The following is a 26195-nucleotide window of genomic DNA, read 5'->3' as shown; positions in this document are numbered from 1 at the left end:
CGACTCCTCGAACGATTAATGGTGTATGGATCAACTACTCGGCCGAACCGGGAGTCCCGGCACCAGATTCCGGTGCGCGGGAATCGAGGCGACAATCACAGGTATGCCCACACCCTCGGTGACCAGCAAGGCGCTGGGGATCCTCGCCGCGTTCACGGCCCAGCAGCCGCGGCTGACGCTCTCCGAGATCGGTCGTCGCGCCGGGTTGCCGCTCACCACCGCGCACCGGCTGGTCGGCGAGCTCGCCGACTGGGGGGCGCTGGAGCGCGACGAGGCCGGTCGCTACCGCATCGGGCTGCGGCTCTGGGAGGTCGCGTCGCTGGCGCCGCGCGGGCTCGGGCTGCGTGAGCGGGCCCTGCCGTTCCTGGAGGACCTGTACGAGGTCACGCACGAGAACGTCCAGCTGGCCGTGCGCGACGGGCACGAGGCCGTGTACGTGGAGCGGATCACCGGCCGGCACGCGGTGAACATCCTCTCGCGCGTCGGCGGGCGGCTGCCGTTGCACGCGACCGGCGTCGGGCAGGTGCTGCTCGCCCACGCGCCGCCGGAGTTCCAGGACGAGGTGCTCGCGCAGCCGCTCAAGTCGTTCACCAAGGACACGGTCACCGATCCGAGGCGCCTGCGCACGATCCTCGCCGAGGTCCGCCGCACCGGGATCGCGGTGTGCGACCGCCTCGTCGACCCGGAATCGCTCTCGGTGGCGGCGCCGATCTTCGACCCCGACGGTGACGAGGGGGTGATCGCCGCGCTCTCGGTGGTCGTCCGCAGCGAAGGCGCCGACCGCCTGGGCCTCGCGCCGGCCGTGCGCGCCGCCGCGCGTGGTATCTCGCGCACGCGGTAGCGGCACGTCATTCCTCCTCGGCCAGCACCTTCTGCGCGAGCGCGAACGCCGAGTTCGCCGCCGGGACACCGGCGTACACCGCCGCGTGCAGGAACACTTCCTTGATCTCGTCCGGCGTCAGGCCGTTGCGCCGGGCCGCGCGGACGTGCATCGGGATCTCGTTCTCGGCCCGGAGCGCGACCAGCAGCGACAGCGTCATGCAGCTGCGTGTCTTCCGGTCGAGCCCGTCGCGCGTCCAGATCTCGCCCCACGCGTAGCGGGTGATGAAGTCCTGGAAGTCGGCGGTGAAGTCGGTGGTGTTCGCGGTGGCCCGGTCGACGTGCGCGTCGCCGAGCACTTCCCGCCGGACCGTCATCCCGGCGGCGTGCCGGTCGGCGTCGTTCACGCCAGGGCTCCCATGATCAGTGAGGCGATCGTGTCCGGCTGCTCCAGCGTCGCCAGGTGCGACGCGTCCGGCACGATCTGCAGGTGGGCGCCGCGCACCGACGACACGATCGCCTGGCTGTGCGACGGCGGGGTCGCCGGGTCGTCGGCACCGGCGATCACCAGCGTGTCGGCGGTGATGCGGTGCAGGTCGGGGCGCAGGTCCATCCCCGCGATCGCCTCGCAGCACCCGGCGTAACCCTCGTCCGAGGTGGCCTCGAGCATCGCGATCGCGGCCTTCACCCGGTCCGGGGAACGCTCCCGGAAGCCCTCGGTGAACCACCGCCCGGCCGCCAGCTCCGCGATCGCCCCGGTGCCCTCGGCCCGGACCGTCTCCGCCCGCGAGATCCAGCCGGTCGCCGGCGGCAGGTACGCCGACGTGCACACCAGCGCGAGCTTCTCGACGCGCTCCGGCGCGTGCGACGCCAGCCACATGCCGATCATCCCGCCGATCGACAGCCCGGCGTAGCGCACCCTCGCCAGCCCCAGCTCGTCGAACACCGCGAGGAAATCCCCGCCCAGGTCGGCGAGCGAGTACGGGCCGGGCAGCACCTCGGACCCGCCGTGGCCCCGCGTCTCGACCGCCAGCACCCGGAAGCGCTGGGCGAACGTCGGGATCAGCGGTGCCCACAGGCCCTGGTTGGTGCCGATGGAGTTGCCGAGCACCAGGACGGGCGCGTCCATCGGCGCACTGTCGACGCCGTACCAGGTGGTGGTCAGTCGAGCCGTCACGGCCAGTCCTTCCGGTGCGCGGCCAGCGCGCGGTCCACGAGCGCGGACGCGCTGCCCAGGTAGTTCGCGGGATCGAGGACCGGGTCCGCGTCGACGCCGGCTTCGAGCAGAACCTCCCGCAGCGGACGCCCAGTGGCTACCGCATTCTTGACCAGATCATGCGCGGCGCCCCGGCCGAGCGTCTCGGCGAGCGCCCCGGAGACGCTCTCGCTGAGCAGCACGCCGCCGGTCGCGTCGAGCGTCGCGCGCATCGCGGCCCCGTCCACCTGAAGGTCGGGCAGGAACCGGGCCGCGCGCCCCGCGGCACCACCGACGACGTCGAGGAGCTCACGCAGGGTCTCCCACTCGGCGTGCCAACCCCCGGTCGCCCGCTCGTGCTCCTGCTGCGCGGCCGCGGTGTGCAGCGTGGCGAGCAGGCCGGGCGTCCGCAGCGACGCCGACCGCACCAGGATCGCGTTGGCCGGGTTGCGTTTGTGCGGCATCGCCGACGACCCGCCGCCCTCGCCGCCTTCCGCGACCTCGCGCACCTCGGAGGAGGCCAGCAGCGTGACGTCGAGCGCGATCTTGCCGAGGGCCGCCGACACCGCCGCCAACGCCGAGCCCAGGTCGAGCACGCGTTGCCGGTCGGTGTGCCACGGCAGCACGGGTTCGGCCAGGCCGAGCTCGGTGGCCAGCGCCGCGGCCACGTCGAGCCCGCGGGAACCCAGCGCCGCGAGCGTCCCGGCCGCCCCGCCGAACTGGATCGCCAGCGGCACGGCACGCAGCCGGACCGCCGCCGTGTCCAGCGCGACCAGCCAGCCGGCGGCTTTGAGCCCGAACGTCGTCGGCAGGGCCTGCTGGCCCAGCGTCCGGCCGACCATCAGCGTTCCGCGGTGCGCCGCGGCCAGCCCGGCCAGCGCGTCGGCGGCGTGGCGCACCGCGTCGAGCACCGCACCGCGGGCCCGGGAGGCGACGAGCATCAGCGCGGTGTCGAGGACGTCCTGGCTCGTCGCCCCGTGGTGCACCCAGGGCTTGGCGGAGGACGGCAACCGCTGCTCGACCTGACGCACCAGCGGCACCACCGGGTTGCCGGCGCCGACGCCGGCCAGCCCCACCGCCGCCAGGTCGAACTCGCCACCGCAGGCGGCACCGATCGCGTCGGCCGCGTCGGCCGGGATCACCCCGACCGACGCCTCCGCCCGCGCGAGCGCCGCCTCGACGTCGAGCATCGCGCGGAACACCGCGCGGTCGCCGAGCTCCACCGACACCCGCGCGTCGGCGAACAGGGGATCGAACAGCTCAGAGCGCAAAGAAGGCCGTCTCCCCGTCGCCCTGCAGGCGGATGTCGAACCGGTACCCGTCGTCGGCCGGCTCCGCGACCAGCGTCGGGCGGGCCGCGGCCGGAACCGAAGCCAGCACCGGGTCCTCGGCGTTCGCCGCCGCCTCGTCGGCGAAGTAGATGCGGGTGACGACGCGGTGCAGCATGCCGCGCGCGAACACCGAGACGTCGACGTGGGGAGCCTGGAGGGCACCGTCGACACCGGGCACCCGGCCGGGCTTGAGCGTGTGGACGGCCCACTCGCCGTTCCGGTCGGTGGCCGAGCGCCCGAACCCGCGGAAGCCCTCCACCGACGGTGCCGCCGCGCCCCGGGGGTCGTCCGGGTGGTCGAACCGGCCGGCCGGGTCGGCCTGCCAGGTCTCGATCAGGCCGTCCGGCACCACGTCACCGTTGCCGTCGGTGAGCCGGCCGCGGATCCAGAAGCCACCGGCCGTGCCCCCGGGCGCGACGAACGGCCCGTCGTCCCAGGTCAAGCCAATCGCCAGGTACGGGCCGACGGTCTGCGAAGGAGTGGTCATTCGTCGTCAACCTCCGACTCGAACGGGGTCGCGTCCGAACCCCGGAGAACGATGTCGAACTCGAACGCCAGCGCCCAGTCGGGCTGCGTCGACTCCAGGTCGAACCGGGAGACCATCCGCTGCCTGGCCTTCTCGTCCGGCACCGAGTTGAAGATCGGGTCGTAGGGGAACAGCGGGTCGTCCGGGAAGTACATCTGGGTGACCAGACGCTGGGTGAACGCCCGCCCGAACAGCGAGAAGTGGATGTGCGCCGGGCGCCAGGCGTTGTGGTGGTTCTTCCACGGGTAGGCGCCGGGCTTGATCGTCGTGAAGCGGTAGCGGCCGAGGTCGTCGGTGAGCGTCCGGCCGAGCCCGGTGAAGTTCGGGTCCAGCGGCGCCGGCCAGTTGTCGATCACGTGCCGGTACCGGCCGGCCGCGTTGGCCTGCCAGACCTCGAGCAGCGTCTGCGGCACCGGGCGGCCGTCGCTGTCGAGCACCCGGCCGTGGACGATGATCCGCTGTCCCTGCGGCTCGCCGTCGTGCTGGCGGGTGAGGTCGTGGTCGGTCTCGCCGAGGCGACCCTCGCCGAGCAGCGGACCGGTGATCTCGGTGAAGCTCTGCGGCAACGCGACGAGCGGCTGCTTCGGGTGGCGCAGCGCCGTCGACTTGTAGCCGTCGTAGTCCAAGCGCGGGTGGACGTCGAAATCGGGTCGGTAGATCATCACGCCTCCAACACCACGGCCAGGCCCTGGCCGACACCGATACAGATCGCGGCGAGTCCCCAGCCGCCGCCGCGGCGGCGCAGCTCGTGCGCGAGACCGCCGAGGATCCGGACGCCGGACGCGCCCAGCGGGTGGCCGATCGCGATCGCGCCCCCGTTGACGTTCACGATCGCCGGATCGAGGTCCGGCCAGTCGGCGAAGCAGGCCAGCGACTGGGCCGCGAACGCCTCGTTGAGCTCGACCACGCTCAGGTCACCCCAGCCGATACCGGCGCGGCGCAGGGCCCGCTCGGCCGCCTGGACCGGGCCGATGCCGAAGAACTGCGGCTCGACCGCCGCCACACCGCGCCCGGCGATCCGGGCCAGCGGCGTCCTCCCCAGCCGTTCGGCGGTCGCCGCCGACCCGATGAGCGTCGCGGCCGCGCCGTCGTTCAGCGGCGACGCGTTGCCCGCGGTGATCGTGCCGTCCGGCCGGAACGCCGGTTTGAGGCGCGCCAGCTTCTCGATCGTCGAGTCGGGGCGGATGCCCTCGTCGCGCTCCAGGCCCTCGGTCGCGACCACCTCGTCGACGAACACCCCGGCGTCCCACGCCGCGGCCGCGCGCTGGTGGCTCTTGGCCGCGAACGCGTCCTGCGCCTCGCGGGTGATGCCGTACTTCTCCGCGAGCTGCTCGGTGGCCTCGCCGAGCGAGACCGTCCAGGCGTCGTCCATGCGCGGGTTGACCATGCGCCAGCCGAGCGTGGTCGAGTGCAGCGTCTGGTGGGCGCTGGGGAACGGCTTCTCCGGTTTGAGGAGCACCCACGGTGCCCGGCTCATCGACTCGACGCCGCCGGCGATCAGCAGCTCCGCGTCGCCGGTCTCGACCGCTCTGGCCGCCTCGATCGCCGCCTCCAGGCCGGAGCCGCAGAGCCGGTTGACGGTCGCGCCCGGCACCGAGGTCGGGAGCCCGGCCAGCAGCACGGCCATCCGGGCGACGTCACGGTTGTCCTCGCCGGCGCCGTTCGCGTCACCGAACAGCACGTCGTCGATGGTGGCCGGATCGAGGTCGGGGGAGCGCTCGACCAGGCTGCGGACGACGTGCGCGGCCAGGTCGTCGGGACGCACGCCGGACAGCGCACCGCCGTACTTCCCGAACGGCGTCCGCACGGCGTCGATCACGTACGCGTCGGTCATTTCGCCTCCTTGAGGGCCCGGAGGGCACGCAGCTGTTCCTCGGTGGGTTCGTCCGTCGTGCGCAAGTCGTCGGCCACGCGAAGGGCCCAGCCGGTCGCTTTCCGCACCTGGTCCAGGCTTACCCCGGGATGGAGCGCGGTGAGCGTCAGTTCGCGGGTTTCCGGGTCCGGCTCCAGGATCCCGAGGTCCGTGATCACCTTCACCGGCCCCCTCCCCGGCAGCCCGAGCCGCTCGCGGTAGCCGGGCCCGTCGCCGTAGCCCACCGACGTCACGAAGTCGACCTTCTCGACGAACGCCCGCGTGTTCTGCCGGACGATCACCAGCACCTCCTTCGCGGACGCGGCGATCTCCGGCGCCCCACCGGCCCCGGGCAACCGGACCTTCGGGTCGGCGTAGTCCCCGACCACGGTCGTGTTGATGTTGCCGAACTTGTCGATCTGCGCGGCACCGAGGAACCCGACGTCGATCCGGCCCGGCTGGAGCCAGTAGTTGAAGATCTCCGGGACGGTCACGACCGCGTCGGCGGTCTCGCCGAGGATGCCGTCGCCGATCGAGAGCGGCAGCCGGTCGGGCTTCGCGCCGACGGCGCCGGCCTCGTAGATCAGCACGAGGTGCGGCGCGTGCAGACGGCGGGCCAGGTTCGCGGCCGTGCTCGGCAGTCCGATGCCGACGAAGCACACCGCGTCGTCGTCCAGGGACGTCGCGGCGGCGACCGTCATCATTTCGTCGGACGTGTACGTCACTGGAGCTCCTTCAGCCACGTGGTGAAGGTGGTTCGGTCCCGGCTGATCGTGTCCCACTCCTGGTAGTAGGCGTTGTCGCGCTCGGAGTAGTCCTGGGCGTAGCTGGGGTGCGCACCGCCGGGTACCTCCGCGACGCACGTCACCGCCCAGCTCGGGATCGTGATCGCGCCCGGCCGGGGAGCCAGCTCGTCGACGATCTCCTCGACCGTCACCAACGACTGCTTCGCGGCCAGCACCGCTTCCTTCTGGACGCCGAGCAGGCCCCAGATCTGCACGTTGCCCGCGCGGTCGGCGCGCTGGGCGTGCACCACCGTGACGTCCGGGTTGATCGCCGGCACCGCGGTCAGCGTCTCGCCGGTGAACGGGCAGGTGATCGGTTTGATCGTGTCGGTCCGGCGGACGAGGTCGGTGCCGACGTACCCGCGCAGCACCGCGAACGGCAACCCGCTCGCTCCGGCCACGTAGCGGTTGGCCATGCCGGCGTGGCTGTGCTCCTCGATCTCCAGCGGCGCCGGCCAGGCGTTCTGTACGGCGTCGCGGAACCGGTGGAGCGACCCGACGCCCGGGTTGCCGCCCCAGGAGAAGATCAACTTGCGGGCACAGCCGGCGCCGATCAGCTGGTCGTACACGATGTCGGGGGTCATCCGCACGAGCGTGAGATCGCGCCGCCCCTGGCGGATGATCTCGTGCCCGGCCGCGACCGGAATGAGGTGGGTGAACCCCTCGAGCGCGACGGTGTCGCCGTCCCGGACGAGCTTCCGCACCGCCTCGGCGAGGGTCAAGAGCTCTGCCATGCGCTCACGCTAGGGGGATTCCGACCGGGCCCGGGATTGCTCTTCCGGCCACCGGAAGACCGGGGTCATCGAACCGCAACCTCTCCGTAATCCTGTGACGATGCGCACGCGTACCCAAGTAGGCATCATCGGGGCCGGTCCGGCCGGTCTGCTGCTCCAGCACCTGCTGGCCCGGGCCGGGGTCGACTCGGTGCTGGTCGAGAACCGCAGCCGTGAGTACTGCGAGAAGCGTCAGCGCGCCGGTGTGCTCGAGCACGGCACCGTCGAACTGCTCAGGGAGATCGGTCTCGGCGCCCGCATGGAGCGGGAAGGTCTGCTGCACAGCGGTATCTACCTGCAGTTCGCGGGCGAGCGTCACCACATCGACTTCCCGTCGCTCACCGGCGGCCGCACGCTCACCGTGTACGCCCAGACCGAGGTCGTGAAAGACGCGATCGCCGCCGGGCTGGACGCCGGGCACGTCCTCCACTTCGAGGTGTCCGACACCGCGGTGCGCGACATCCACACCGAGCGCCCGATCCTCTCCTTCACCGACGCGGACGGCGTCGCGCAGGAGATCGAGTGCGACGTGATCGCCGGCTGCGACGGATTCCACGGGATCTCCCGGCCGTCGATGTCCGGCCTGCGGGTCTCCGAACGCACCTATCCGTTCGCCTGGCTGGGCATCCTCGCGACCGTGCCGCCGTCCACCGACGAGCTGATCTACGCGCACTCACCGCAGGGCTTCGCGATGCACAGCATGCGTTCGCCCGAGGTCAGCCGCCTCTACATCCAGGTCGACCCGGACGAGAAGATCGAGAACTGGTCCGACGAGCGGATCTGGGAGCAGCTGCAGGTCCGGCTCGGTCACCCCGGCTGGACGCTCACCGAGGGCCCGATCACCGAGAAGAGCATCACGCCGATGCGCAGCTTCGTCGCCGAGCCGATGCGTCAGGGCCGCCTGTTCCTGGCCGGCGACGCCGCGCACATCGTGCCGCCGACCGGAGCGAAGGGCCTGAACCTCGCGGTCGCCGACGTCAAGGTGCTCGCCGACGCGCTGGAGCGGCTGCTCGTCGAGGGCAGGACCGACCTGGTCGACGCCTACTCCGACACCTGCCTCACCCGGGTCTGGCGCAGCACGTGGTTCTCCTGGTTCATGACGTCGATGCTGCACCGGTTCCCGGCGTCGTCGTTCGGGGACGCGGCCGAGGCCGAGTTCCAGGAGCGCCTGCAGATCGCCCAGCTGCGTCAGGTGACCAGCTCTACCGCCGCGGCGACGAACCTGGCGGAGAACTACGCGGGCTGGCCCCTTCCCTGAGGCGCGCGAACGTGGCGTCCGCACGCGAGACCGGTCTGGTCTCCGGGAGCGCGATCGCGCAGAGCACGGTGAGCGCCGACGTTCCGATCAGGAACCAGGAGACACCGCTCTCCACGTAGGTCGGCAGCTCCAGCACGGCCAGCTGGGCCGCACCGCCGGCGAGGGCGGCGCCCAGGTGGTAGGCGAGGGCGGTCCCGGTGTACCGGGACCGCCGGTCGAACAGCTCGGTCAGGTAGGCCGCCACCGCGCCGTACCCCAGCGCCGACGCGCACCCGCTGACCGCCATCGAGAACGTCACCAGCTCGATCGCGCCGGTGTTGAGCAGCCAGAAGAACGGGAACGCCCAGATCGCGCTGGCGACCGCACCGAGGATGACGACCGGCCGGCGCCCCAGCCGGTCGGCGAGCGCACCGCCGCCGAGCGACCCGAGCACGCCGACCACCGCGGCGATGAACGCGCCACCGACCAGATCGGCACGGGCGAGCCGCAACTCGGTGACGCCGTACTCCACCGTGCCGGTGATCGTCACGTAGAACGCGGCGTTGGCCGAGAACAGCAGACCCGCCGCCAGCAGCAGCCGCCCGGGCCGGCGGAACACCGTGCGGACGGGCCCGGAACGGCGGTCGGTCGCCGGCTCCGGCGGCAGCGGCTCACCGCGGGGACGAACGGCGATCACCAGGACGGCGACGAGCAGGACACCGCCGGCGAGGAACGGCACCCGCCAGCCCCAGCTCTCGAACGTCGCGGTGTCGAAGGCCGACGTGGCCGCGAACACGGCGACGCTCGCCAGGATCGCGCCGCAGGACACTCCGCCCTGGACGAAGCCGCCGATCAGCCCGCGGCGCAACGGTGGAGCACCCTCGGTGAGGCTCAGCGTCATGCCGCTCCAGATGCCGCCGATCGCCAGGCCGTGCACGAGCTGCAGGCCGACGAGCAGCATCGGGGCGAGCGTGCCGATCGTGCGCTCGGTCGGCAACGCGCCGATCAGGACGATGCTCGTGCCGCCGAGCGCCAGCGACGAGATCAGCGCGCTGCGGCGGCTGACGGTGTCGCCCAGGCGGCCGAAGATCAACGCGCCGATCGGCCGGGTGACGAACGCGACCCCGGCGGTGGCCAGCGCGAACAGGCTGCCGTCGGCGCCGCCGTACCGGGCGAAGAACAGCGGCCCGAGCACGGCCGGAGCCCCGGCCGTGAACAGGAACATCGAGTACCAGGTGGCGGTGCTCAGCAGAAGCCCGGACGTGCGTAACCCGCGACTCACGTCTAGAGCGTGCGCCGAGGACGCGGGGCCCCGACGGAAAACCCCGAATTCGGTGGTTACCCGCTAATGACCGCGCTGCGTTTACGTCGGCCGATGAGTACTTCTCAGGCGGCGGTGACTTGTGGAGGCTGCTCGTCGTCCGCGCGGGCGCCGCGTGGGGCCGGATGCTCGACGAGCGCCAGCACGCGTGCCGCCATGAAGCGTGCGGTGCGGACCGGGGTGCCGCCGCGGGTCACCTCGGTGACCTCGACGATGCCGCGGCCGTGCGTGACGTCGACCCGGCGGCCGGCTCGCGTGGCCACGACCTCGTAGGTGCGGGTGGATTCGCCGGCATCGATGACGATCTCGACTCGGTCGCCCTTCATGGGTCACCCCCGAACTGGTGTACTACTCATTCTCTCACAGAACGGCACCGCGAGACCACGAATAGCGATGCCGAGCAACAGTCCGGCCGCCGCGTCCGTGGTCCAGTGGAAGCCGAGGTAGACCATGCAGGCGACGCAGACCGCAGCGCTCACGGCGCCGACGATCAGGAGCCGCCGGGTCCAGCGGGGGTCGCCGTTACAGGCGGCCAGCAGGACGCCGAGCGTCGCGCTGAACACGACGACGTTCGCGGCGTGCCCGGAGGGGTAGCTCATCCGCTGGCTCAGCTCGGCGGCGACCGCGTGCAGGTGCGGATCCCCGGTGGCCGGGGGCGGACGCCCGGCCCAGAGCTTGAGGGCGCCCACGACGAGCGTGTGGAAAAGCCAGACGCCGACCAGGCCGACGAGGGGGCGCACCGTCCGCCTCCGGATCAGCAGGGCCACGGCAACCAGCGCCGACGCGGTGGGGAACACCCAGTTCTGGCCGAGCGAGAACCCCACCCGGGCCGGCCAGTAGAGCGCGTCGACCCGGTGACGCGCGATCGCGGTGGCGATCGACCGATCGAGACCGGTCAGGACGTCGGTCGCCAGTCCGATGGTGATGGCGACGAAAGCCAGTCCCGCGACGAGCAGCAACGTGCGGGACCGGGACACCCCAGAAGGCTAACTTCCGGTTGGGCGGGAATCGCGTTTGGCTCGTTTCTATGAGCAGGGTCCGGGTGCAGGAGAAGGGATCGGAACCATGATCATGGCGCTCCTCCTCGATTTCGCGAACATCGCGGGCGGGCTGCTCCTGGCCGCCGCGCTGCTCCAGCGCCTGCCCAAGGTCGGCGACGACCTGGGTCTCGCCGCCCGTGCCGCGGCACCGTACGGCTGGATCGTCGGTCTGGTGGCGCTGGTGACCGGCGGCTACTACCTGCTGGTGCACGTGACCGACGGCCCGCGGGTCTTCCACTTCGAGCTCGTCGGCATCGCGATCGGCGTCGCGCTCCTCTGGGACCGCCTGCGCGGACGCCGCGGCGCGAAGGACTCCGCGGTCGCGACCACCACCGCGCCGACGAACGGCTCCACCACCGTCGCCCGCACCCGGTCGGCCGTGGAAGCGCCGGCCGGGGTGGCGCTGCTGCTCGCGGTGTTCGGCATCATCGCGGTGATCGTCGGCTTCCAGGGCCTGCTGACCCCGGACTACTAGAGCGGCCGCACCGACGTGGGGGAGCCGGTCTCCAGGGTGCGGCCGGTGGGCACCGGGACGCCGTCCTCCAGCGTGAACCAGGTCAGCGTGTTCGACCGCTCGTTGGCCACGACCAGACCGTCGTCGACGAGCGCGAAGTCGCGGGGCCAGTGGCCGCCGGTCGGCACCTCGGCGATCGGCTCCGGGACACCGGCAGCGTCGAGGCGGAACGCGGTGATCGTGTCCGGGCCGCGGTTGGCGACGTACAGGTGGTCGCCGGCGATCGCGATCGCGCTGGCCTGGTTGGGGCCGTCCACGGCGGTGCACGGCGTGATCGCGGCCACATCGCCGTCGGCCAGCGTCACCACCGTCGAGTTCAGCTCGCCGGCGACGTACCAGCGGCCGGACGGGTGCACCGCCACGTGCCGCGGACCGGTGCCCGGCGGCAACGGGGTCTCCCCGACGCGGGTCAGCGTGCCGTCCGCGAACGTGTAGTGGACGAGCCGATCGATGCCCAGGTCGACGACCGTCACCCGGCCGCCGGGGCCGGGCACGATCTGGTGGGCGTGCGGGCCCTCCTGGCGCTCGGGGTTCGGCCCGGTCCCCTCGTGCTGGACCAGGCTCGTCCGCGCCCCGATCGTCCCGTCGACGACCGGGTGCACCGAGACGCTCCCGGAGCCGTAGTTCGCCGCGAGCAGGTACCCGTCGATCAGCGCGAGGTGGCACGGCCACTGCCCGCCGGTGGACTGCGTGGACAGCACCTCGAGGGTGTCGAGCGCGTACGAACTGACCTCGCCGGAGCCCTCGTTGACGGCGTAGAGGTACGAACCGTCGGTGATCACGTACGACGGGGACGGGCTCGCCACGTGCCCGCCGGGGACGACGCTCAGCCCCACCCCGGTGCCCGCCATGTCCGACGTGTACGAACCGATGACCAGTCGGGTCGTCATAGCTCCTCCAGAACGATCATCTCGGCGTCGTGCTCCGCGGTCCACCGGACCGGCAGACCGGCCGTGGCCAGGTGCGTTCCGGAGAACTCGATTCCTCGCGCACGGTAGCGGGCGTCACCGCGCAGGCCGCGCAGCGGTAGCCGCACGTCGCGGCCGGGGAGGTGCCCGAGGCCGTCGAGCGTGCCGGTGTTCCAGGCCAGCACCACCGTGCGCGGACCGAGCGTGTACTGCACCGCGCACCGGGTCTCCTCGGGCGCGCCGATCCGGTACACCGTGCCCGCGGTGATCACGTCACGCACGGACTTGTACCGGGCGACCCACTCCCGGGCGGTGTCCCGCTCGGCCGCCGACCAGCGCCCGACGTCGGCACCGATCCCCAGCACCCCGGCGGACGCGAGCACGAACCGGAAGTCCAGCGACCGGGGGCGCGCGTCGAACAGCCCCGGGGCGTCGGTGACCCACGAGCTCATCAGGTGCGGTGCGTGGGCGGCCAGGAACCCGTGCTGGACCCGCAGCCGGTCCATCGGCGCCGTGTTGTCCGACGGCCAGAGCACGTCGACGCGCGCGGCCGTCGCCAGGTCGACACGCGCCCCACCGGCCGCGCACCCCTCGACCGTCACGTGCGGGAACCTCGTGCGGAGGCGGTCCAGCACCCGGTACAGGTTCCGCACGTGGCGCGCGTCGGCCGCCGGATCGGGCGCCTCGGTCCGCGGGCGGTTGAAGTCCCACTTCAGGTAATCGATCGGGTACCGCGCCAGCAGGCCTTCCAGGGTCGAGGTCACGAACTCGAACACGTCGGCGCGGCCAAGGTCCAAGAGGTACTGGTTGCGGATCCGCGTCTGCGGCCGCCCGTCGATCCGGTAGACCCAGTCCGGGTGCCGCGCGTACAGCTCCGAGGCCGGGTTGACCATCTCCGGCTCGACCCAGAGCCCGAACCCGAGCCCTTTCGCCTTGACGGCGTCGACGAACGCACCGAAGCCGTCCGGGAACTTGGCCGGGTCGGGTGTCCAGTCACCGAGACCGCCGTGGTCGTCGACGCGGCCGACGAACCAGCCGTCGTCCACGACGAACGTCTCGACGCCCAGGTCGGCGGCGACGTCGGCCAACGCCAGCTGACCCGCCGCGGTGACGTCGAACGTCGTCGCCTCCCAGGAGTTGTAGATCACCGGGCGGGGGCGGTCGCGGGCGAACCCGCGCTCGTAGGCGTGCCAGACCCGGGCCAGCCCGTCGACGCCGTCGCCGCTGTAGGCGCCGGCGGCCACCGGCGTCGTGAGCGTCTCGCCGGGCGCCAGCCGCACGTCGCGCAAGGCCCCGGCCCGTACACGCGTGGTTCCGACCGCGTCCACCTCGGCGCTCAGCTGCCACGAACCGCTCCAGGCCAGCTGGACGCCCCACGCGCCGCCGTCGCCCGCGACGCACAGATAAGGCGCGAACTGGTGGCCGGTCACGCCCTGGGCGCTGCCGATCTCGAACCGCCCCCGCGGCAGCTCGACCTCGGCCCAGGTGAACTCCTGCGACCACTGCCCGTGCAGGTACCCGAGGTGGGCACCGGCCGGGGTGGGAACGCAGAACGCGGCCGAGCCGACCGCCCCCAGCTCCAGCGGGCCGGAGCCGTCGTTGTGCAGCTCCACCCACCGTTCGATCACGTCGGTGCCCGGCGCGAACCGGTAGCACTGCGTGCCGCGCAGTCCGGTCAGCGCGTCCGCGAACGTGACCCGCAGCCCGTCGTCGTCGGCCGCGTCGAGCACCTGCCAGCGCACCCCGCCGGCGACCAGGTCCGCGCCGAGGAACGGCCGCTGACCGTCGGTCGCGTACTCCACCGGCGCGACGTCACCGGGCGTCAGGTACTGGACCTTGCCGTGGAACGCGAGCGGCGAGGGTCCGTCGTGCACGCCGATCGGCCCCCACGAGTGCAGCTCGAGCCACTCGTCGGCGGCGGTGACCGTGTACTCGGTGGTGGCGCCGGTGAGCGTCCACCTCACCGGAGGAACTCGGCGTTCAGCCGCTGCTGGAGCGCGACGTCGGCCCACATCGGATGCTGCGGCGCCGCGTTCGAGCAGACGATCGTGCCGAGCGCGTCGATCTCCCGGCTGCGGCGCACCGCGTACTCGCAGATCTCCGCGCCGACCGGGCCTTCCTCGAACGTGCCGTGCAGCGGCGTGTAGCCCACCCAGCCCTCGCCGAACACCAGCGGGACGCCCCGGGCGGCGGCCAGGTCGGCGGCGGCGTCCAGCCACAGGTCCAGCACGGCACGCATCGCGATCCGGTGCTCGCCGTAGCGGTCGTAGAGCCACCGATCCCACTTGGCCGGGTCGCACCAGTCGTGGGTGTAGATCTCCCGGGTGCCGACCACGGTGGCGTCCAGGATCCACCGCCGGTCCGGCGAGGGCAGCCACTCCTCGAGCGGGGGAGCGCCGTCGCGCAGCAGCTCGGCGTAGGCCCGCTCCTGCGGGAACGGACGGGACGCGTCCCGCAGCGCGAACGTGGCGATCAGCTCGTCGAGCACCCCGTAGACGTAGGGGTGGAACACCGCGACGTCGATGTTGCGCGGCACGCCACGCAGCGCACCGATCGGCACGTGCGCGTAGTTCACCGTGCACGGCACCGACGGGTGACGCTGCTTGAACCGGTCGATGCCCGCCTCGAGCGGCTCGCGCAGCCCGACGATGCCCCGTCCGTCGTTCAGCCCGCTGAACTGCACCTCGTTGTGCAGCTCGACGAACGCGATCGTCTCGGCCAGCCCTTCGGCGCTCAGCAGGTCGACGAGGTCGGCGTGGGCGTCGGCGAGCGCGAGCGGCCGCTCGTCCACCGGGATCCGGCGCAGCGCGGCGTGCCAGTCGGCGTCGGTGGAGAACGACGGGCTCTGCTGGTACTCCCAGCTGGACACGATGACCCGGACGTCGTGCCGGGCGGCGGCGCGGAAGAGCGCGAGCAGGTGCGCGCGCCCGTCCAGCGTGGTTCGACCGCGGACGTCGTACCAGCGGGTCCGTTGCCCGTACTCGCCGCCGAGCGACTCGAAGGTCAGCGCCGACGTGTCCAGCCCTGAGCGGAACAGCAGGAACGGCATCGCGCAGATCCGCACCGTGTTGTAGCCCCGCTCGGTGGCCTCGGTGAACGCCCGGTCCAGGTCCTCGAACGGCTCACCCGGACCGGTGCGGACGTACCAGCTGAAGTCCCACAGGGTCATCGCCAGCTTGCTCACTTGTTCGCCCCCACCAGCAGCCCCGACACGAAGTGACGCTGGAACGCGAAGAACACGATCGCGGTCGGCACCGCGGCCAGCACCGACGCCGCCGCGACGACGTTCCACTGGCTGACGTAACCGCCCTGCAGGTTCAGCAGCGCGGCCGTGACCGGCAGCTTCGCCTCGGTACGCAGCACCGTGATGGCCCAGATCAGGTCGTTGAAGATCCAGGTCGTGGCCAGTGCGGCGAGCGCGGCGAGCGACGGACGGCAGAGCGGCATGACGATCCGGGCGTAGATCTGCACCGGCCCGGCCCCGTCGATGCGCGCGGCCTCGGTGAGCTCGCCGGGCAACGACCGCATGAACCCGTAGAGCACGAACGTGTAGAAGCCGAGCCCGAAGCCGACGTGGATCGCGATCAGGCCGGTCAGCGTGTCGTAGAGCCCGAGCGACTCGGTGATCCGCGACACCGGGATCAGCAGGATCTGCGGGGGCAGCAGGTTCCCGGCCAGCATCGTGAGCAGGATCGCCCGGCGGCCGGGGATCGCGTACCGGCTCAGCGCGTACGCGGCCATCGACGCCAGCCACAGCGTGATGATCACGGCCGGCACGGTGATCTGAATGCTCGTCCAGAGCGACCGGGCCATCCCGCCGGTGCCCAGCGCGGTGTCGAAGCCGTCGAACGTGAAGCTGTGCGGCAGCGCGGCGGTGCCGTTCGCGGCGATGTCGTCGAACGAGCGCACGGCCAGCACCAGCACGAACACCATCGGTGCGACCCAGATCAGCGTCACCGGCGCCATCACCGCGTGGAACAGCCAGCCCCGCCGCCTGCGCCGGACCGGCTTCGCGGCCGGCCGGGACGGCTCCGGCGGCGCGGAAACCAACGTGGCGGTCATGCCGCGGCCTCCTCACGGGTCGCCCGAACCAGGTACGTGATGATGAAGACGACCGCGAGCAGGAAGATCACCACGGCGATCGCGGACGCGTAACCCAGGTTCAGGAACTTGAAGCCCTGCTGGAACATGTACGTGCTGAGCAGCTCGGACGAGTGGTACGGCCCACCGGCGGTCATCGCCCAGACGATGTCGAACGTCCGCAGCGAGTCGATCACGGTCACCGCGAAGACCACGGTGTTGACGCCACGCAACTGCGGCCACGTGACGTACCGGAACCGCTGCCACGCGGTCGCGCCGTCGACCGCCGAGGCGTCGTCCAACGTGGGATCGGTGCCTTTGAGCCCGGCCAGGTACAGCACCATCACGTACCCGACCTGCCGCCACACGGCCGCGACCAGCACCGCGTAGAGCGCGGTGTCGGGGTTGGCCAACCACTGCTTCTCCCACGTCTGGAGGCCGATCGCGCCGAGCAGCGTGTTGATCGACCCGTCGGGCTGGTACTGCACCCGCCAGAACAGGCCGGTCACCGCGAGCGAGAACACCATCGGGAGGTAGATCGCGCTGCGGTAGAGCCCGACGCCGCGCCGGGGCCGGTTGAGCGCCAGCGCCAACGCCAATCCGCCCAGCACCGACAGCCCACCGAACCCGATCGCCCAGATCACGTTGTTCTTCAGCGCGCCGGTGAACACGTCGTCGTCGAAGAGGTTCTGGTAGTTCTCCAGCCCGACGGGCTGGGCGGCGCCCAGCCCGTTCCAGCTGGTGAACGACAGGTAGAAGCTGTTGAGCGCCGGCCAGAACACCATGCCGATCTCGACCACCGCGGGCACCGCGAGGAACACCCAGACGATGGTCGGGACGCGACGTGGTCGCCGTCGCACCGGCGCGGTAACCGCGGTCACGACCCGAGGACCTTCTTCGCGGAGGCCTGCCACTCCTTGAGGATCGAGTTCACGTCACCGGGCTTGTCGAGGAACTTCGTCAGCGCGGTGTCGGCCGTCGTCTGCAGCTCGTCGCTGGAGTCGCGGTTGAAGAACTGCGTGATCTCCTCGGTGTCGTTCAGGTGCTTGATGCCCTTCTGCACCAGCGGGGAGAACTTGGTGGTGTCGACGTCACCGGACGTCGGCAGGTTCGACGACTTCGCCCGCTCGATGAACGCCTGCTGCTGCTTCGCGCCGGCCAGGTAGGACAGCAGGTCAAGCGTGCCCTGCTTGTTCCTGGTCTTCGCGGCGGCGAAGTACCCGTCGGTCGGGGCTTCCTCGGCGACCGGCACGCTGGTGTTGATCGACGGCACCCGGAAGAAGTCGATGTCGTCGACGCCACCCTGGGGCACCGAGCTCGTGACGAACGCGCCGATCAGGTACATGCCGGCCTTCTTGTTGACCAGCGGCGTGACCGCGTCCTGATAGGAGTACGAGCGGCCCTTGGGGTCGATGTACTCGACCAGCTGCCGGTAGTAGTCCATGACCTGCTTGACCTCGGGCCCGTCGAAGCTGTGCTGGCCGGCCAGCAGCTCGCGGTGGAACTTCGCGCCGTTGATCCGGAGGTTGAGGTAGTCGAACCAGCCGGAGGCCATCCACGCGGTCGAGCCGGTGCCCATCGTCAGCGGGTAGGCGCCTTTGCTCTTGATCGTCTTGCAGACCGCGATGAACTCGTCCCACGTGGTCGGCGGCTGGACGCCCCACTCGGCGAACGCGGACTTCTTGTAGAAGACGCCCCACCAGTAGTAGTTCGTCGGGACGAAGATCTGCTTGCCGTCCTCGGCCGTGGACAGCTCCTTGAGCGCGGGCGAGAACTTCGCGCAGGCGCCGTCGCCGGTCCAGAGCTCGGAGAGGTCGAGCAGGAAGCCCTTCTTCGCGTAGTCGCGGGCGACCGAGCCCGCGTACCAGGTGAGGACGTCCGGCGGGTTGGCCGAGTTGAGGTACGTCGGCAGCTGCGCCCGGAACGTCTCGATCGCGATCGTGTTCAGGGTGACTTTTTGCTTCGTGTAGCCGTCGACGACCTGCGTGAGCGCGGCCTTGGGGTCGGCGTCGGACTGCGAGTTCTGCAGCGTCAGCGTGGTGGAGCTGCCACCACCGCTGGAGTCGCTACCGGTGGCGCAGCCGCCGAGCGCGGCGGCCGCTCCGAGCCCGCCGAGGCCCGCGAGGAAGCCGCGTCGTGTGGTGGTCATGTGAACCCTCCGGGGGGACGAGAGTCAGCTGTGACATCGCGTTGCGGAACGGTTGCACGGGCCTCACGGGGCTGTCAATATATCTTCGTAATTAATGGTTAGTTGCCTCGGAGGCGCCCGGATGAGCGAACGATTCGCAGGTCGGACGGCCGTGGTGACCGGTGCCGCCGGCGGCATCGGGGCCGCCTGCGCGGTCCGGTTGGCCGCCGAGGGCGCCGCGGTGGTGCTCACCGACGTCCGGCCCGCGGACGACGTCGCCGAGAAGATCCGGGCCGACGGCGGACGCGCGGACGCGTTCCTGGCCGACGTCTCCGACGAGGAGGCGTGGACGCGGCTCGCGGAGCGGTTCGGTCCGGTGGACGTGTTGGTGAGCAACGCGTACGTGGTCGAGCTCGCTCCCGCGCACGAGACCAGCCTGGCCTCCTGGGACCGGCAGCTGGCGGTGTCGCTGACCGGCACGTTCCTCGGCGTCCGCGCGCTCCTCCCCAGTCTGAGCTCGGCCGTGCTGGTCTCGTCGGTGCACGCGATCGTCGGGTTGCCGGGGCGCCCGGCCTACGCGGCGGCCAAAGGCGCGCTGGTCTCGCTCGGCCGGCAGCTCGCCGTCGAGTACGGTCCGGCGCTGCGGGTCAATACGGTGCTTCCGGGCCCGATCCTCACGGACGCCTGGGCCGACATCTCGGAAGTGGACAGAGCGCGCAGCGCCGAGGCCACGATCGCCGGTCGATTGGGTAGCCCCGACGACGTGGCGGCCGCGGTGGCGTTCCTGGCCTCCGACGAGGCCGGGTTCGTCACCGGCACCACGCTGGTCGTCGACGGTGGCTGGACTGCCACTCGGCAGTCGTCGTGACAAGGGGACGCATGCAGCACTACGGGACGCGTGGCGTGCACGGTCAGACGGTGGAGGTGCTGGCCCAGCGCATCCTGACCGGACAGTTCGCCGAAGGCGCCACGCTCGACATCACCGCGCTGCAGTCGGAACTCGACGTCAGCCTCACCGCGCTGCGCGAGGCGATGCGTGTGCTCGCCGCGAAAGGGCTCGTCGACGCCCGCCCGAAGCGCGGGACGTTCGTGCGTCCGCGTGACGACTGGAGCCTGCTCGACCCCGACGTCCTGCGATGGCAGTTCTCCCGCGCGACCCGGCCGGGGTTATTCAGCGACCTGCACGAGCTGCGGTCGATCGTCGAGCCCGGAGCCGCCGGGCTCGCGGCCGAACGAGCGACGGGCTCCGACGTCGAAGCGCTGGACGTCGCGCTCGCGGCGATGGCGTCGGCCGGGGACGACATCGGCGCGGCCGTCGACGCCGACCTCGCGTTCCACCGCGCGCTGCTCGCCGCGACCCACAACGAGCTGCTCCAGCGCATGGAGGTGCTGATCGAGACCGGGCTGGCCGAACGTGACCGGATGGTGCACGGAGCCGGGCCCGGCGATCCGGTCCCCAGCCACCGGGCGGTGGTGGACGCGATCCGGCGGCACGACTCGGCCGACGCGGCCCGCGCCATGGGACGACTGCTGGAGCAGGCCGTCGAGGACGTAGCGAGGCTCGCCGATGAAAATCGATAAGGTCGAGACGTTCCTCGTTCCGCCGCGCTGGCTGTTCTGCCGCATCTCCACCGACGACGGGCTGGTGGGCTGGGGTGAGCCGGTCGTCGAAGGACGCGCGGAGGTGGTGCGCGCGGCCGTGGACGTCCTGGCCGAGTACCTGATCGGCGAGGACCCGCTACGCATCGAGCAGCACTGGCAGGTGCTGACCAAGGGTGGCTTCTACCGCGGCGGGCCGGTGCTCTCCAGCGCGGTCGCCGGCATCGACCAGGCTCTCTGGGACATCGCAGGCAAGGCCTACGGTGCCCCGGTGCACGCGCTGCTCGGCGGCGCGGTGCGCGACCGCGTCCGCGTCTACGCCTGGGTGGGCGGCGACGAGCCGGGCGAGCTCACCGACGCGGTGACCGCGCACGTCGAAGCCGGGATGACCGCGGTGAAGATGAACGCGAGCGGCGTGCTCTCCCCGGTGCCGACGCTGGCCGAGCTGAACGCGGTGGTCGCGCGCGTCGCCGCGGCCCGGGAGGCCCTCGGCGACGACCGGGACGTGGCCGTCGACCTGCACGGCCGGGCCACGTTCCCGGCGGCGCGCCTGCTGCTGCCCGCGCTCGCGCCGCTGCACCCGCTGCTGGTCGAGGAGCCGCTGCTGCCCGAGCACGGCGACCGGCTGCCCGACCTGATCGGGCTGAGCGCCGTGCCGGTCGCGACCGGTGAGCGCCTCTACCACCGCAGCGATTTCCTGCCCGCGCTGCGCGCCGGGGTCAGCGTTGTGCAACCCGACCTCTCGCACGCCGGCGGCATCTCGGAGGTGCGCCGGATCGCCTCGCTCGCGGAGACGCACGGGGCGTTGCTCGCACCGCACTGCCCCCTCGGGCCGGTGGCGCTCGCCGCCAGCCTGCAGGTGGCGCTGAGCACGTCGAACTTCCTGATCCAGGAGCAGAGCATCGGGATCCACTACAACCTCGGCGCTGACCTGCTCGACTACGTGACCGACCCGGAGCCGCTGCGGATCGTCGACGGGCACATCGCCCGGCTCGAACTACCCGGGCTCGGGATCACCGTGGACGAGGCGGCGGTCCGGGAGGCCGACCGGTCCGGGCACGCCTGGCGCAACCCCGTCTGGCGGCACGACGACGGGTCGTTCGCGGAGTGGTGACCGTGCTGACCGATCCGGCGCACGGCGGCCGCTGGACCTCGCTGCGCGTGGACGGCCGCGAGTGGCTCTGGCACCGGGCCGCGCCCCGGGCGGACGTGCGCCCCGGCGATCCGTTCGTCGACGCGGGCGGGGTGGAGGAGTGCGTCCCGACCGTGCGTGGCGTGCCCGATCACGGGTCGGTGTGGTCGCGGCCGTGGACCGCGGAGGGCGTCGTGACACCGGAGTTCGAGCTGCGTCGGGCGTTCCGGACGGTGGGCGACGCGCTCGTGGTGGAGTACCGGCTGTCGGCGGCCCCCGGCTACCGGTTCGTCTGGGCGGCCCACGCGCTGCTCGACGTGTCGCCGTCGGCCCGGCTGGTGGCGCCGCACGGCACGCCGACCCGGGTGTACGACGCGGAGCTCCGGACCGAGGCGTGGCCCGCCGGCCTCGACCGGCTCGGCCCCGACGACGGCACCGCGCTCGGCGCGATCCTCGCCTGCTCGTCCGTCCGGGTGGTGGACGGGTCCTCGCTGAGTTTCCGGCTGGAGGCCGACGGGCAGCCGGTGTCCGTCGCGCTCTGGCGGAACTTGCGAGGATGGCCGGAGGAGGACCCGTACCGGTCGATCGGCGTCGAGCCGATGCTCGGGCGGGTGTTCGATCGGGCGGAGGGGGACACCGCCGTCGTGGGGGAGTCCGGAGAGTGCGCGTGGCGGCTGACGGTTTCGGCATGAGTTACGACGTGGTCTGCGTCGGCGAGTCGATGGCGCTGGTGACCCCGGATCCGCCGGGTCCGCTGGCCGCCGGTGGCCCGATGCGGCTCGACGTCGCCGGGGCCGAGTCGACGGTCGCCTCCTACCTGGCGCAGCTCGGGGCGCGGGTGGCCTGGGTGAGCGCGGTCGGGGCCGACCCGCTGGGTGAACTCGTGGTCGCCCGGGTCGGCTCGTACGGTGTCGACGTCTCGCACGTGGTCGTCGACGGGTCCGCCCCGACCGGCGTCTTCTTCAAGAACCCGGGGGCGGCCGGCACGACCGTGCACTACTACCGCGCCGGGTCGGCGGCTTCCCGGCTCGGACCGTCGACGCTGCCGGCCGCGCGGGTCGTTCACCTGAGCGGCATCACGCCGGCGCTGTCGTCGTCGTGCGCCCGGCTCGTCGAGGCGGCGCTCGAGACCGGCTTCACCAGTTTCGACGTGAACTACCGGCCCGGGCTGTGGCCGGTGGAGCGGGCCGCGCCGGTGCTGGCCGCGCTGGCTCGCCGCGCCGACGTCGTGTTCGTCGGCCTGGACGAAGCGCAGACGCTCTGGGGCGTGCGGACGGCCGCCGACGTGCGTGAGCTCCTCCCGGAGCCGGGCCGGGTGATCGTGAAGGACGGCGCGGTGGGCGCGTACTCGGACGCGGAGTTCGTGCCGGCGCCCGCGGTCGAGGTGGTGGAACCGGTCGGCGCGGGTGACGCGTTCGCGGCCGGGTACCTGTTCGGCCTGGTGCGCGACGCCCCGGAGGCCGAGCGCCTCCGGCTGGGGCACCGGGTCGCCGGGGCGGCCTTGCGGGTGACCGGAGACGTGGCGGAACTGGAGGGGTTCGATGACGTTTGACGAGATCGTCGGCGAGGCGCGGATCATGGCGATCCTGCGGGGGCTGCCGCCGACCGAGACCGTTTCGCTGGCGTCGCGGCTCTGGGACGCCGGGGTGACCGTGCTGGAGATCCCGCTGGCCCGGCCGCACGGGCTGGACGCGCTGCGGGACGTCGCGGCCGCCGCCGCCGAGCGCGGGCTGATCGTGGGTGCGGGCACCGTCGTGACGCCCGACCAGGCCCGGGCCGCGGCGGAAGCCGGCGCCCGCTACACGGTCGCGCCCGGCCTCGACCTCACCGTGCTCGCCGCGAGCCTGCACGCCGGGCTACCGCACCTGCCCGGCGTCGGCACCGCGAGCGAGGTGGGGCTCGCGGTGGCCGCCGGCTGCCGCTGGCTCAAGGCGTTCCCGGCCGGCGCGCTCGGCCCCGGCTGGATCTCGGCCGTGCGCGGCCCGTTCCCGGACGTCCGTTTCGTCGCCACCGGTGGCCTCGCGGTGAGCGACGTCCCGGCATTCCTCGACGCGGGCGCCGCCGTGGTGGCGCTCGGTTCCGCCCTCGCCGATCCCGACCAGCGCGCTCAGCTCACCGACGTGCTCTGAGCCCGGAGTCGTCGACAACCGGCTTTTTGATGTGTTCGGCCGGCCCGCTCTTGTAGAAACGCCTCATGGCGCTCTCCAATGAGGACCTCGACACCGACTTCCCGCACGCCGCCCGGATCTGGAACTACTGGATGGGCGGGACCGACAACTTCCCCGCCGACCGAGCCGCCGGTGACGCGGTCGCGCAGGTGTACCCGGAGATCGTCCGGATGGCGCAGTACTCCCGCGGGTTCCTGATCCGCGCCGTGCGCTACCTGGCCGAAGAGGCCGGCATCCGGCAGTTCCTGGACATCGGCACCGGGCTGCCGGTCATGCAGAACACCCACCAGGTGGCCCCGGACGCGAAGGTCGTCTACGTCGACATCGACCCGATGGTCGCCGACACCCCGCTCGAGGGCGCCGCGACGTTCGTCCGGGCCGACTACCACGACCCCGAGGCGATCCTGGCCGCGGCGGCGGAGGTGCTCGACTTCCGTCAGCCGATCGCGGTGATGTTCATGGGGGTCCTCGGGTACGAGCCCGACGACCAGGTGTTCCGCTCGATCGTCAGCCGCACGCTGGCCCCGCTCGAGGCCGACAGCTTCCTGGTGCTCTGGGACGGCACGAACACCACGCCGGAGGTCGTCGAAGGCGCCAGGCGGCTGGCCGAGAGCGGGGGCGTCCCGTACGTCCTGCGCAGCCCTTCGGTGCTGGCGACCGCCTTCGACGGCCTGCAGCTGATCGACCCCGGCCTGGTCCAGATCACCCACTGGCGCCCGGAGGACACCGCACCCCCCGCGATCGAGGCCTACGGAGCGGTGGCCCGCAAGCTCCCTTCGTAGGGAGGACGTGGTGGGGCGTGGCAGGCTACGAACCATGAACCGGCTCGGTGACGCGACCTCGCCCTACCTCGTTCAGCACGCCGACAACCCGGTCGACTGGTGGCCCTGGTCGACCGAGGCGTTCGCCGAGGCGAAACGCCGGGACGTTCCGGTGCTCCTCTCGGTCGGCTACGCCGCGTGTCACTGGTGTCACGTCATGGCGCACGAGTCGTTCGAGGACGACGAGACCGCCGCGCTGATCAACCAGTACACGGTGCCGATCAAGGTCGACCGGGAGGAGCGTCCCGACGTCGACGCGGTCTACATGGAGGCCACCCAGGCCATGACCGGCCAGGGCGGCTGGCCGATGACCGTGTTCGCCACGCCCGACGGCGCGCCGTTCTTCTGCGGAACGTACTTCCCGAAAGCGCACTTCCAGCGGCTGGTCGTCGCGGTCGCGCAGGCCTGGGCCAACCAGCGCGAGGAGGCGATCGCGCAGGGGCGCAACGTCGTCGAGGCGCTCACCGGCGGTTCGCTCGGCCCCGGCCACCCGCTCGACGCGGCGAAGCTCGACTCCGCCGCGCAGACGTTCCAGCGCGACTACGACCCGGACGACAAGGGCTTCGGCGGCGCACCGAAGTTCCCGCCGTCGATGGGGCTGGAGTTCCTGCTCCGCCATCACGCCCGCACCCGCAGCGAGGATTCGTTGCGCATGGTGAGCGAGACCTGTGCGGCGATGGCCCGCGGCGGCATGTACGACCAGCTCGGCGGCGGGTTCGCCCGGTACGCGGTCGACGCCACCTGGACCGTGCCGCACTTCGAGAAGATGCTCTATGACAACGCGCTGCTGCTCCGCGTCTACCTGCATCTCTGGCGCACCACCGGCGATCCGCTGGCCCGCCGGGTCGCCGACGAGACCGCCGAGTTCCTCCGCCGTGACCTGCGCACCCCCGAGGGCGGTTTCGCGTCGGCGCTCGACGCGGACACCGACGGCGTCGAAGGCCTCACCTACGCCTGGACACCGGCGCAACTCACCGAAACGCTCGGCGACGAGGACGGCGCCTGGGCCACCACGCTGCTCGGCGTCACCGGCGAGGGCACGTTCGAGCACGGCACGAGCGTCCTGCAGCTCCGGAAGGACCCCGACGACCCGGCCCGCTGGGCGAAACTGCGGGAGCGGCTGCTGACCGCACGCGGCGAGCGCCCGCAGCCCGCCCGCGACGACAAGGTCGTCGCGGCCTGGAACGGCCTCGCGATCGCCGCGCTCGCCGAATACGGTGAACTGTGCTCCGATCCGGCCGCGACCGACGTCGCGGTGCGGGCCGCGGAACTGCTGCTGCGCGTCCACCTGGTCGACGGCCGGCTGCGGCGCACCTCGCGCGACGGTCGGGTCGGCGAGCACGCCGGCGTCCTCGAGGACTACGGCGACGTGGCCGAGGGCTTCCTGGCGCTGCACCAGGTCACCGGCGAGGCCCGGTGGCTGGCGTCGGCGGGGGAGCTGCTCGAGACCGCGCTCACCCGGTTCGCCGACGGTTCCGGCGGCTTCTACGACACCGCCGACGACGCCGAGGCGCTCATCCGCCGCCCGCAGGACCCGACCGACAACGCGACCCCGTCCGGCTCGTCCGCAGTGGCCGGAGCCCTGCTCACCTACGCCGCGCTCACCGCGTCGGTGCGCCACCGCGAGGCCGCCGAGGGTGCGCTCGCCAAGATGGCCCCGGTCGCGGAGCGGTTCGCCCGGTTCGCCGGTTGGGCCTGCGCGGTCGGTGAGGCCGCGGTCGCCGGTCCGCTGCAGGTCGCGGTCGTCGGCTCCGGTGCCGAGGCCGACGCACTGCGCGCGGTCGCCTGGCGCGCGACGTCGCCCGGCACCGTCGTGGTCGCCGGTCCTCCCGACGCCGAGGGCGTGCCGCTGCTCGCGGACCGCCCGCTCGTCGGCGGTGAACCGGCCGCGTACGTCTGCCGGGGCTTCGTCTGTGACCTGCCCACGACCGAGCCGGGTCCGCTGGCCGAGCAGCTGCGGTAGCGG

The 26195-nt window shown here is 72.2% G+C and carries 28 protein-coding genes; 11 read left to right on the top strand and 17 right to left on the bottom strand.

All coding sequences use genetic code 11. The features are described from left to right. Positions 1-103 precede the first annotated feature (103 nt). Entirely contained in the window at positions 104-841 is a 738-nt protein-coding gene (locus CRYAR_RS36040) for an IclR family transcriptional regulator (RefSeq protein WP_035857690.1), read from the top strand. 7 nt (positions 842-848) lie between these two features. Here CRYAR_RS36040 and pcaC read toward each other — a convergent pair whose 3' ends face one another. From pcaC to CRYAR_RS36000, 8 genes are read right to left on the bottom strand one after another with little or no spacing between them, the layout of a single operon-like run. Further along, on the bottom strand, positions 849-1226 hold the full coding sequence (pcaC, locus tag CRYAR_RS36035; protein ID WP_035857687.1) for a 4-carboxymuconolactone decarboxylase: 378 nt from the start codon (positions 1224-1226) through the stop codon (positions 849-851). Then, entirely contained in the window at positions 1223-1996 is a 774-nt protein-coding gene (gene pcaD / locus CRYAR_RS36030; RefSeq protein ID WP_211247811.1) for a 3-oxoadipate enol-lactonase, read from the bottom strand. The genes pcaC and pcaD overlap by 4 nt, the downstream gene beginning before the upstream one ends. Next, a complete protein-coding gene (pcaB, locus tag CRYAR_RS36025; RefSeq protein WP_035857684.1) occupies positions 1993-3285 on the bottom strand; it encodes a 3-carboxy-cis,cis-muconate cycloisomerase in 1293 nt (430 codons plus the stop codon). Before pcaB ends, pcaD begins: the two co-directional genes overlap by 4 nt. Continuing rightward, entirely contained in the window at positions 3275-3832 is a 558-nt protein-coding gene (pcaG, locus tag CRYAR_RS36020) for a protocatechuate 3,4-dioxygenase subunit alpha (RefSeq protein WP_035857682.1), read from the bottom strand. Before pcaG ends, pcaB begins: the two co-directional genes overlap by 11 nt. Then, a complete protein-coding gene (pcaH, locus tag CRYAR_RS36015; RefSeq protein WP_035869184.1) occupies positions 3829-4533 on the bottom strand; it encodes a protocatechuate 3,4-dioxygenase subunit beta in 705 nt (234 codons plus the stop codon). Before pcaH ends, pcaG begins: the two co-directional genes overlap by 4 nt. Continuing rightward, positions 4533-5705, bottom strand: coding sequence for a thiolase family protein (locus tag CRYAR_RS36010; RefSeq protein WP_035857680.1), 1173 nt, complete (start codon positions 5703-5705; stop codon positions 4533-4535). The genes pcaH and CRYAR_RS36010 overlap by 1 nt, the downstream gene beginning before the upstream one ends. Beyond that, entirely contained in the window at positions 5702-6427 is a 726-nt protein-coding gene (locus CRYAR_RS36005) for a CoA-transferase (protein WP_035869183.1), read from the bottom strand. Before CRYAR_RS36005 ends, CRYAR_RS36010 begins: the two co-directional genes overlap by 4 nt. Positions 6428-6444: 17 nt before the next feature. Further along, the gene (locus CRYAR_RS36000) at positions 6445-7242 is read right to left on the bottom strand and encodes a CoA transferase subunit A (protein WP_035857678.1); all 798 of its coding nucleotides are present in this window, start codon (positions 7240-7242) and stop codon (positions 6445-6447) included. 100 nt (positions 7243-7342) lie between these two features. On the opposite strand from CRYAR_RS36000, the gene CRYAR_RS35995 reads away from it, so the two are divergent. After that, positions 7343-8539 carry a 4-hydroxybenzoate 3-monooxygenase gene (locus tag CRYAR_RS35995; RefSeq protein ID WP_035869182.1) on the top strand — a complete coding sequence of 399 codons (1197 nt, stop codon included), beginning with the start codon at positions 7343-7345 and terminating at the stop codon, positions 8537-8539. On the opposite strand, the gene CRYAR_RS35990 is transcribed toward CRYAR_RS35995, so the two are convergent. From CRYAR_RS35990 to CRYAR_RS35980, 3 genes are all read right to left on the bottom strand, one after another. After that, positions 8484-9800: an MFS transporter gene (locus CRYAR_RS35990; RefSeq protein WP_051571385.1), complete on the bottom strand. Its 1317-nt coding sequence runs from the start codon at positions 9798-9800 to the stop codon at positions 8484-8486. The genes CRYAR_RS35995 and CRYAR_RS35990 overlap by 56 nt on opposite strands. A 104-nt stretch (positions 9801-9904) precedes the next feature. Further along, complete coding sequence (locus CRYAR_RS35985) at positions 9905-10165, bottom strand: hypothetical protein (RefSeq protein WP_035857676.1); 261 nt, start codon at positions 10163-10165, stop codon at positions 9905-9907. A 3-nt stretch (positions 10166-10168) separates the two neighbouring features. Further along, a complete protein-coding gene (locus CRYAR_RS35980) occupies positions 10169-10816 on the bottom strand; it encodes a phosphatase PAP2 family protein (RefSeq protein ID WP_051571384.1) in 648 nt (215 codons plus the stop codon). Between the two features lie 88 nt (positions 10817-10904). Here CRYAR_RS35980 and CRYAR_RS35975 point away from each other — a divergent pair, with 88 nt between their 5' ends. Beyond that, positions 10905-11354, top strand: a complete 450-nt coding sequence (locus tag CRYAR_RS35975; RefSeq protein WP_035857675.1) for a hypothetical protein — start codon at positions 10905-10907, stop codon at positions 11352-11354. On the opposite strand, the gene CRYAR_RS35970 is transcribed toward CRYAR_RS35975, so the two are convergent. The 6 genes from CRYAR_RS35970 to CRYAR_RS35945 are packed head-to-tail and all read right to left on the bottom strand — an operon-like array spanning position 11351 to position 18530. Continuing rightward, the gene (locus CRYAR_RS35970; protein ID WP_035857672.1) at positions 11351-12283 is read right to left on the bottom strand and encodes a lactonase family protein; all 933 of its coding nucleotides are present in this window, start codon (positions 12281-12283) and stop codon (positions 11351-11353) included. The genes CRYAR_RS35975 and CRYAR_RS35970 overlap by 4 nt on opposite strands. Beyond that, positions 12280-14265, bottom strand: coding sequence for an alpha-galactosidase (locus CRYAR_RS35965; protein ID WP_035857670.1), 1986 nt, complete (start codon positions 14263-14265; stop codon positions 12280-12282). The genes CRYAR_RS35970 and CRYAR_RS35965 overlap by 4 nt, the downstream gene beginning before the upstream one ends. Further along, positions 14262-15470: a cellulase-like family protein gene (locus CRYAR_RS35960; protein WP_051572352.1), complete on the bottom strand. Its 1209-nt coding sequence runs from the start codon at positions 15468-15470 to the stop codon at positions 14262-14264. Before CRYAR_RS35960 ends, CRYAR_RS35965 begins: the two co-directional genes overlap by 4 nt. 11 nt (positions 15471-15481) lie before the next feature. Beyond that, positions 15482-16363, bottom strand: coding sequence for a carbohydrate ABC transporter permease (locus CRYAR_RS35955; RefSeq protein ID WP_035857666.1), 882 nt, complete (start codon positions 16361-16363; stop codon positions 15482-15484). Further along, positions 16360-17262, bottom strand: a complete 903-nt coding sequence (locus CRYAR_RS35950) for a carbohydrate ABC transporter permease (protein WP_035857663.1) — start codon at positions 17260-17262, stop codon at positions 16360-16362. Before CRYAR_RS35950 ends, CRYAR_RS35955 begins: the two co-directional genes overlap by 4 nt. Continuing rightward, positions 17259-18530 carry an ABC transporter substrate-binding protein gene (locus CRYAR_RS35945; RefSeq protein WP_035857661.1) on the bottom strand — a complete coding sequence of 424 codons (1272 nt, stop codon included), beginning with the start codon at positions 18528-18530 and terminating at the stop codon, positions 17259-17261. Before CRYAR_RS35945 ends, CRYAR_RS35950 begins: the two co-directional genes overlap by 4 nt. A gap of 121 nt (positions 18531-18651) precedes the next feature. Between CRYAR_RS35945 and CRYAR_RS35940 the strand changes: the two genes are divergently transcribed. The 8 genes from CRYAR_RS35940 (at position 18652) to CRYAR_RS35905 (ending at position 26192) form a co-directional block, all read left to right on the top strand. Continuing rightward, positions 18652-19377, top strand: coding sequence for an SDR family NAD(P)-dependent oxidoreductase (locus CRYAR_RS35940; RefSeq protein ID WP_035857659.1), 726 nt, complete (start codon positions 18652-18654; stop codon positions 19375-19377). A gap of 11 nt (positions 19378-19388) precedes the next feature. Next, on the top strand, positions 19389-20090 hold the full coding sequence (locus CRYAR_RS35935) for a FadR/GntR family transcriptional regulator (RefSeq protein ID WP_035857658.1): 702 nt from the start codon (positions 19389-19391) through the stop codon (positions 20088-20090). Further along, positions 20077-21222: a galactonate dehydratase gene (gene dgoD / locus CRYAR_RS35930; protein WP_035857657.1), complete on the top strand. Its 1146-nt coding sequence runs from the start codon at positions 20077-20079 to the stop codon at positions 21220-21222. Before CRYAR_RS35935 ends, dgoD begins: the two co-directional genes overlap by 14 nt. Further along, positions 21216-21932: a hypothetical protein gene (locus tag CRYAR_RS35925; RefSeq protein WP_035857656.1), complete on the top strand. Its 717-nt coding sequence runs from the start codon at positions 21216-21218 to the stop codon at positions 21930-21932. The genes dgoD and CRYAR_RS35925 overlap by 7 nt, the downstream gene beginning before the upstream one ends. Beyond that, positions 21929-22792 carry a sugar kinase gene (locus tag CRYAR_RS47755; RefSeq protein ID WP_051572351.1) on the top strand — a complete coding sequence of 288 codons (864 nt, stop codon included), beginning with the start codon at positions 21929-21931 and terminating at the stop codon, positions 22790-22792. Before CRYAR_RS35925 ends, CRYAR_RS47755 begins: the two co-directional genes overlap by 4 nt. Next, positions 22782-23369 (top strand): bifunctional 4-hydroxy-2-oxoglutarate aldolase/2-dehydro-3-deoxy-phosphogluconate aldolase, encoded by a 588-nt coding sequence (locus CRYAR_RS47750; RefSeq protein ID WP_035857654.1) that lies wholly within the window; start codon positions 22782-22784, stop codon positions 23367-23369. The genes CRYAR_RS47755 and CRYAR_RS47750 overlap by 11 nt, the downstream gene beginning before the upstream one ends. Positions 23370-23434: 65 nt before the next feature. Further along, complete coding sequence (locus CRYAR_RS35910; RefSeq protein ID WP_035857652.1) at positions 23435-24190, top strand: SAM-dependent methyltransferase; 756 nt, start codon at positions 23435-23437, stop codon at positions 24188-24190. Positions 24191-24224: 34 nt separating this feature from the next. After that, on the top strand, positions 24225-26192 hold the full coding sequence (locus CRYAR_RS35905) for a thioredoxin domain-containing protein (RefSeq protein ID WP_035857650.1): 1968 nt from the start codon (positions 24225-24227) through the stop codon (positions 26190-26192). Positions 26193-26195: the final 3 nt, after the last annotated feature.

It is taken from the genome of Cryptosporangium arvum DSM 44712, from assembly GCF_000585375.1.
GTDB classification, from domain to species: Bacteria; Actinomycetota; Actinomycetes; order Mycobacteriales; family Cryptosporangiaceae; genus Cryptosporangium; species Cryptosporangium arvum.
Note: the sequence above shows the minus strand (reverse complement) of the source record. Positions and strands in the feature narration are given on the sequence as shown.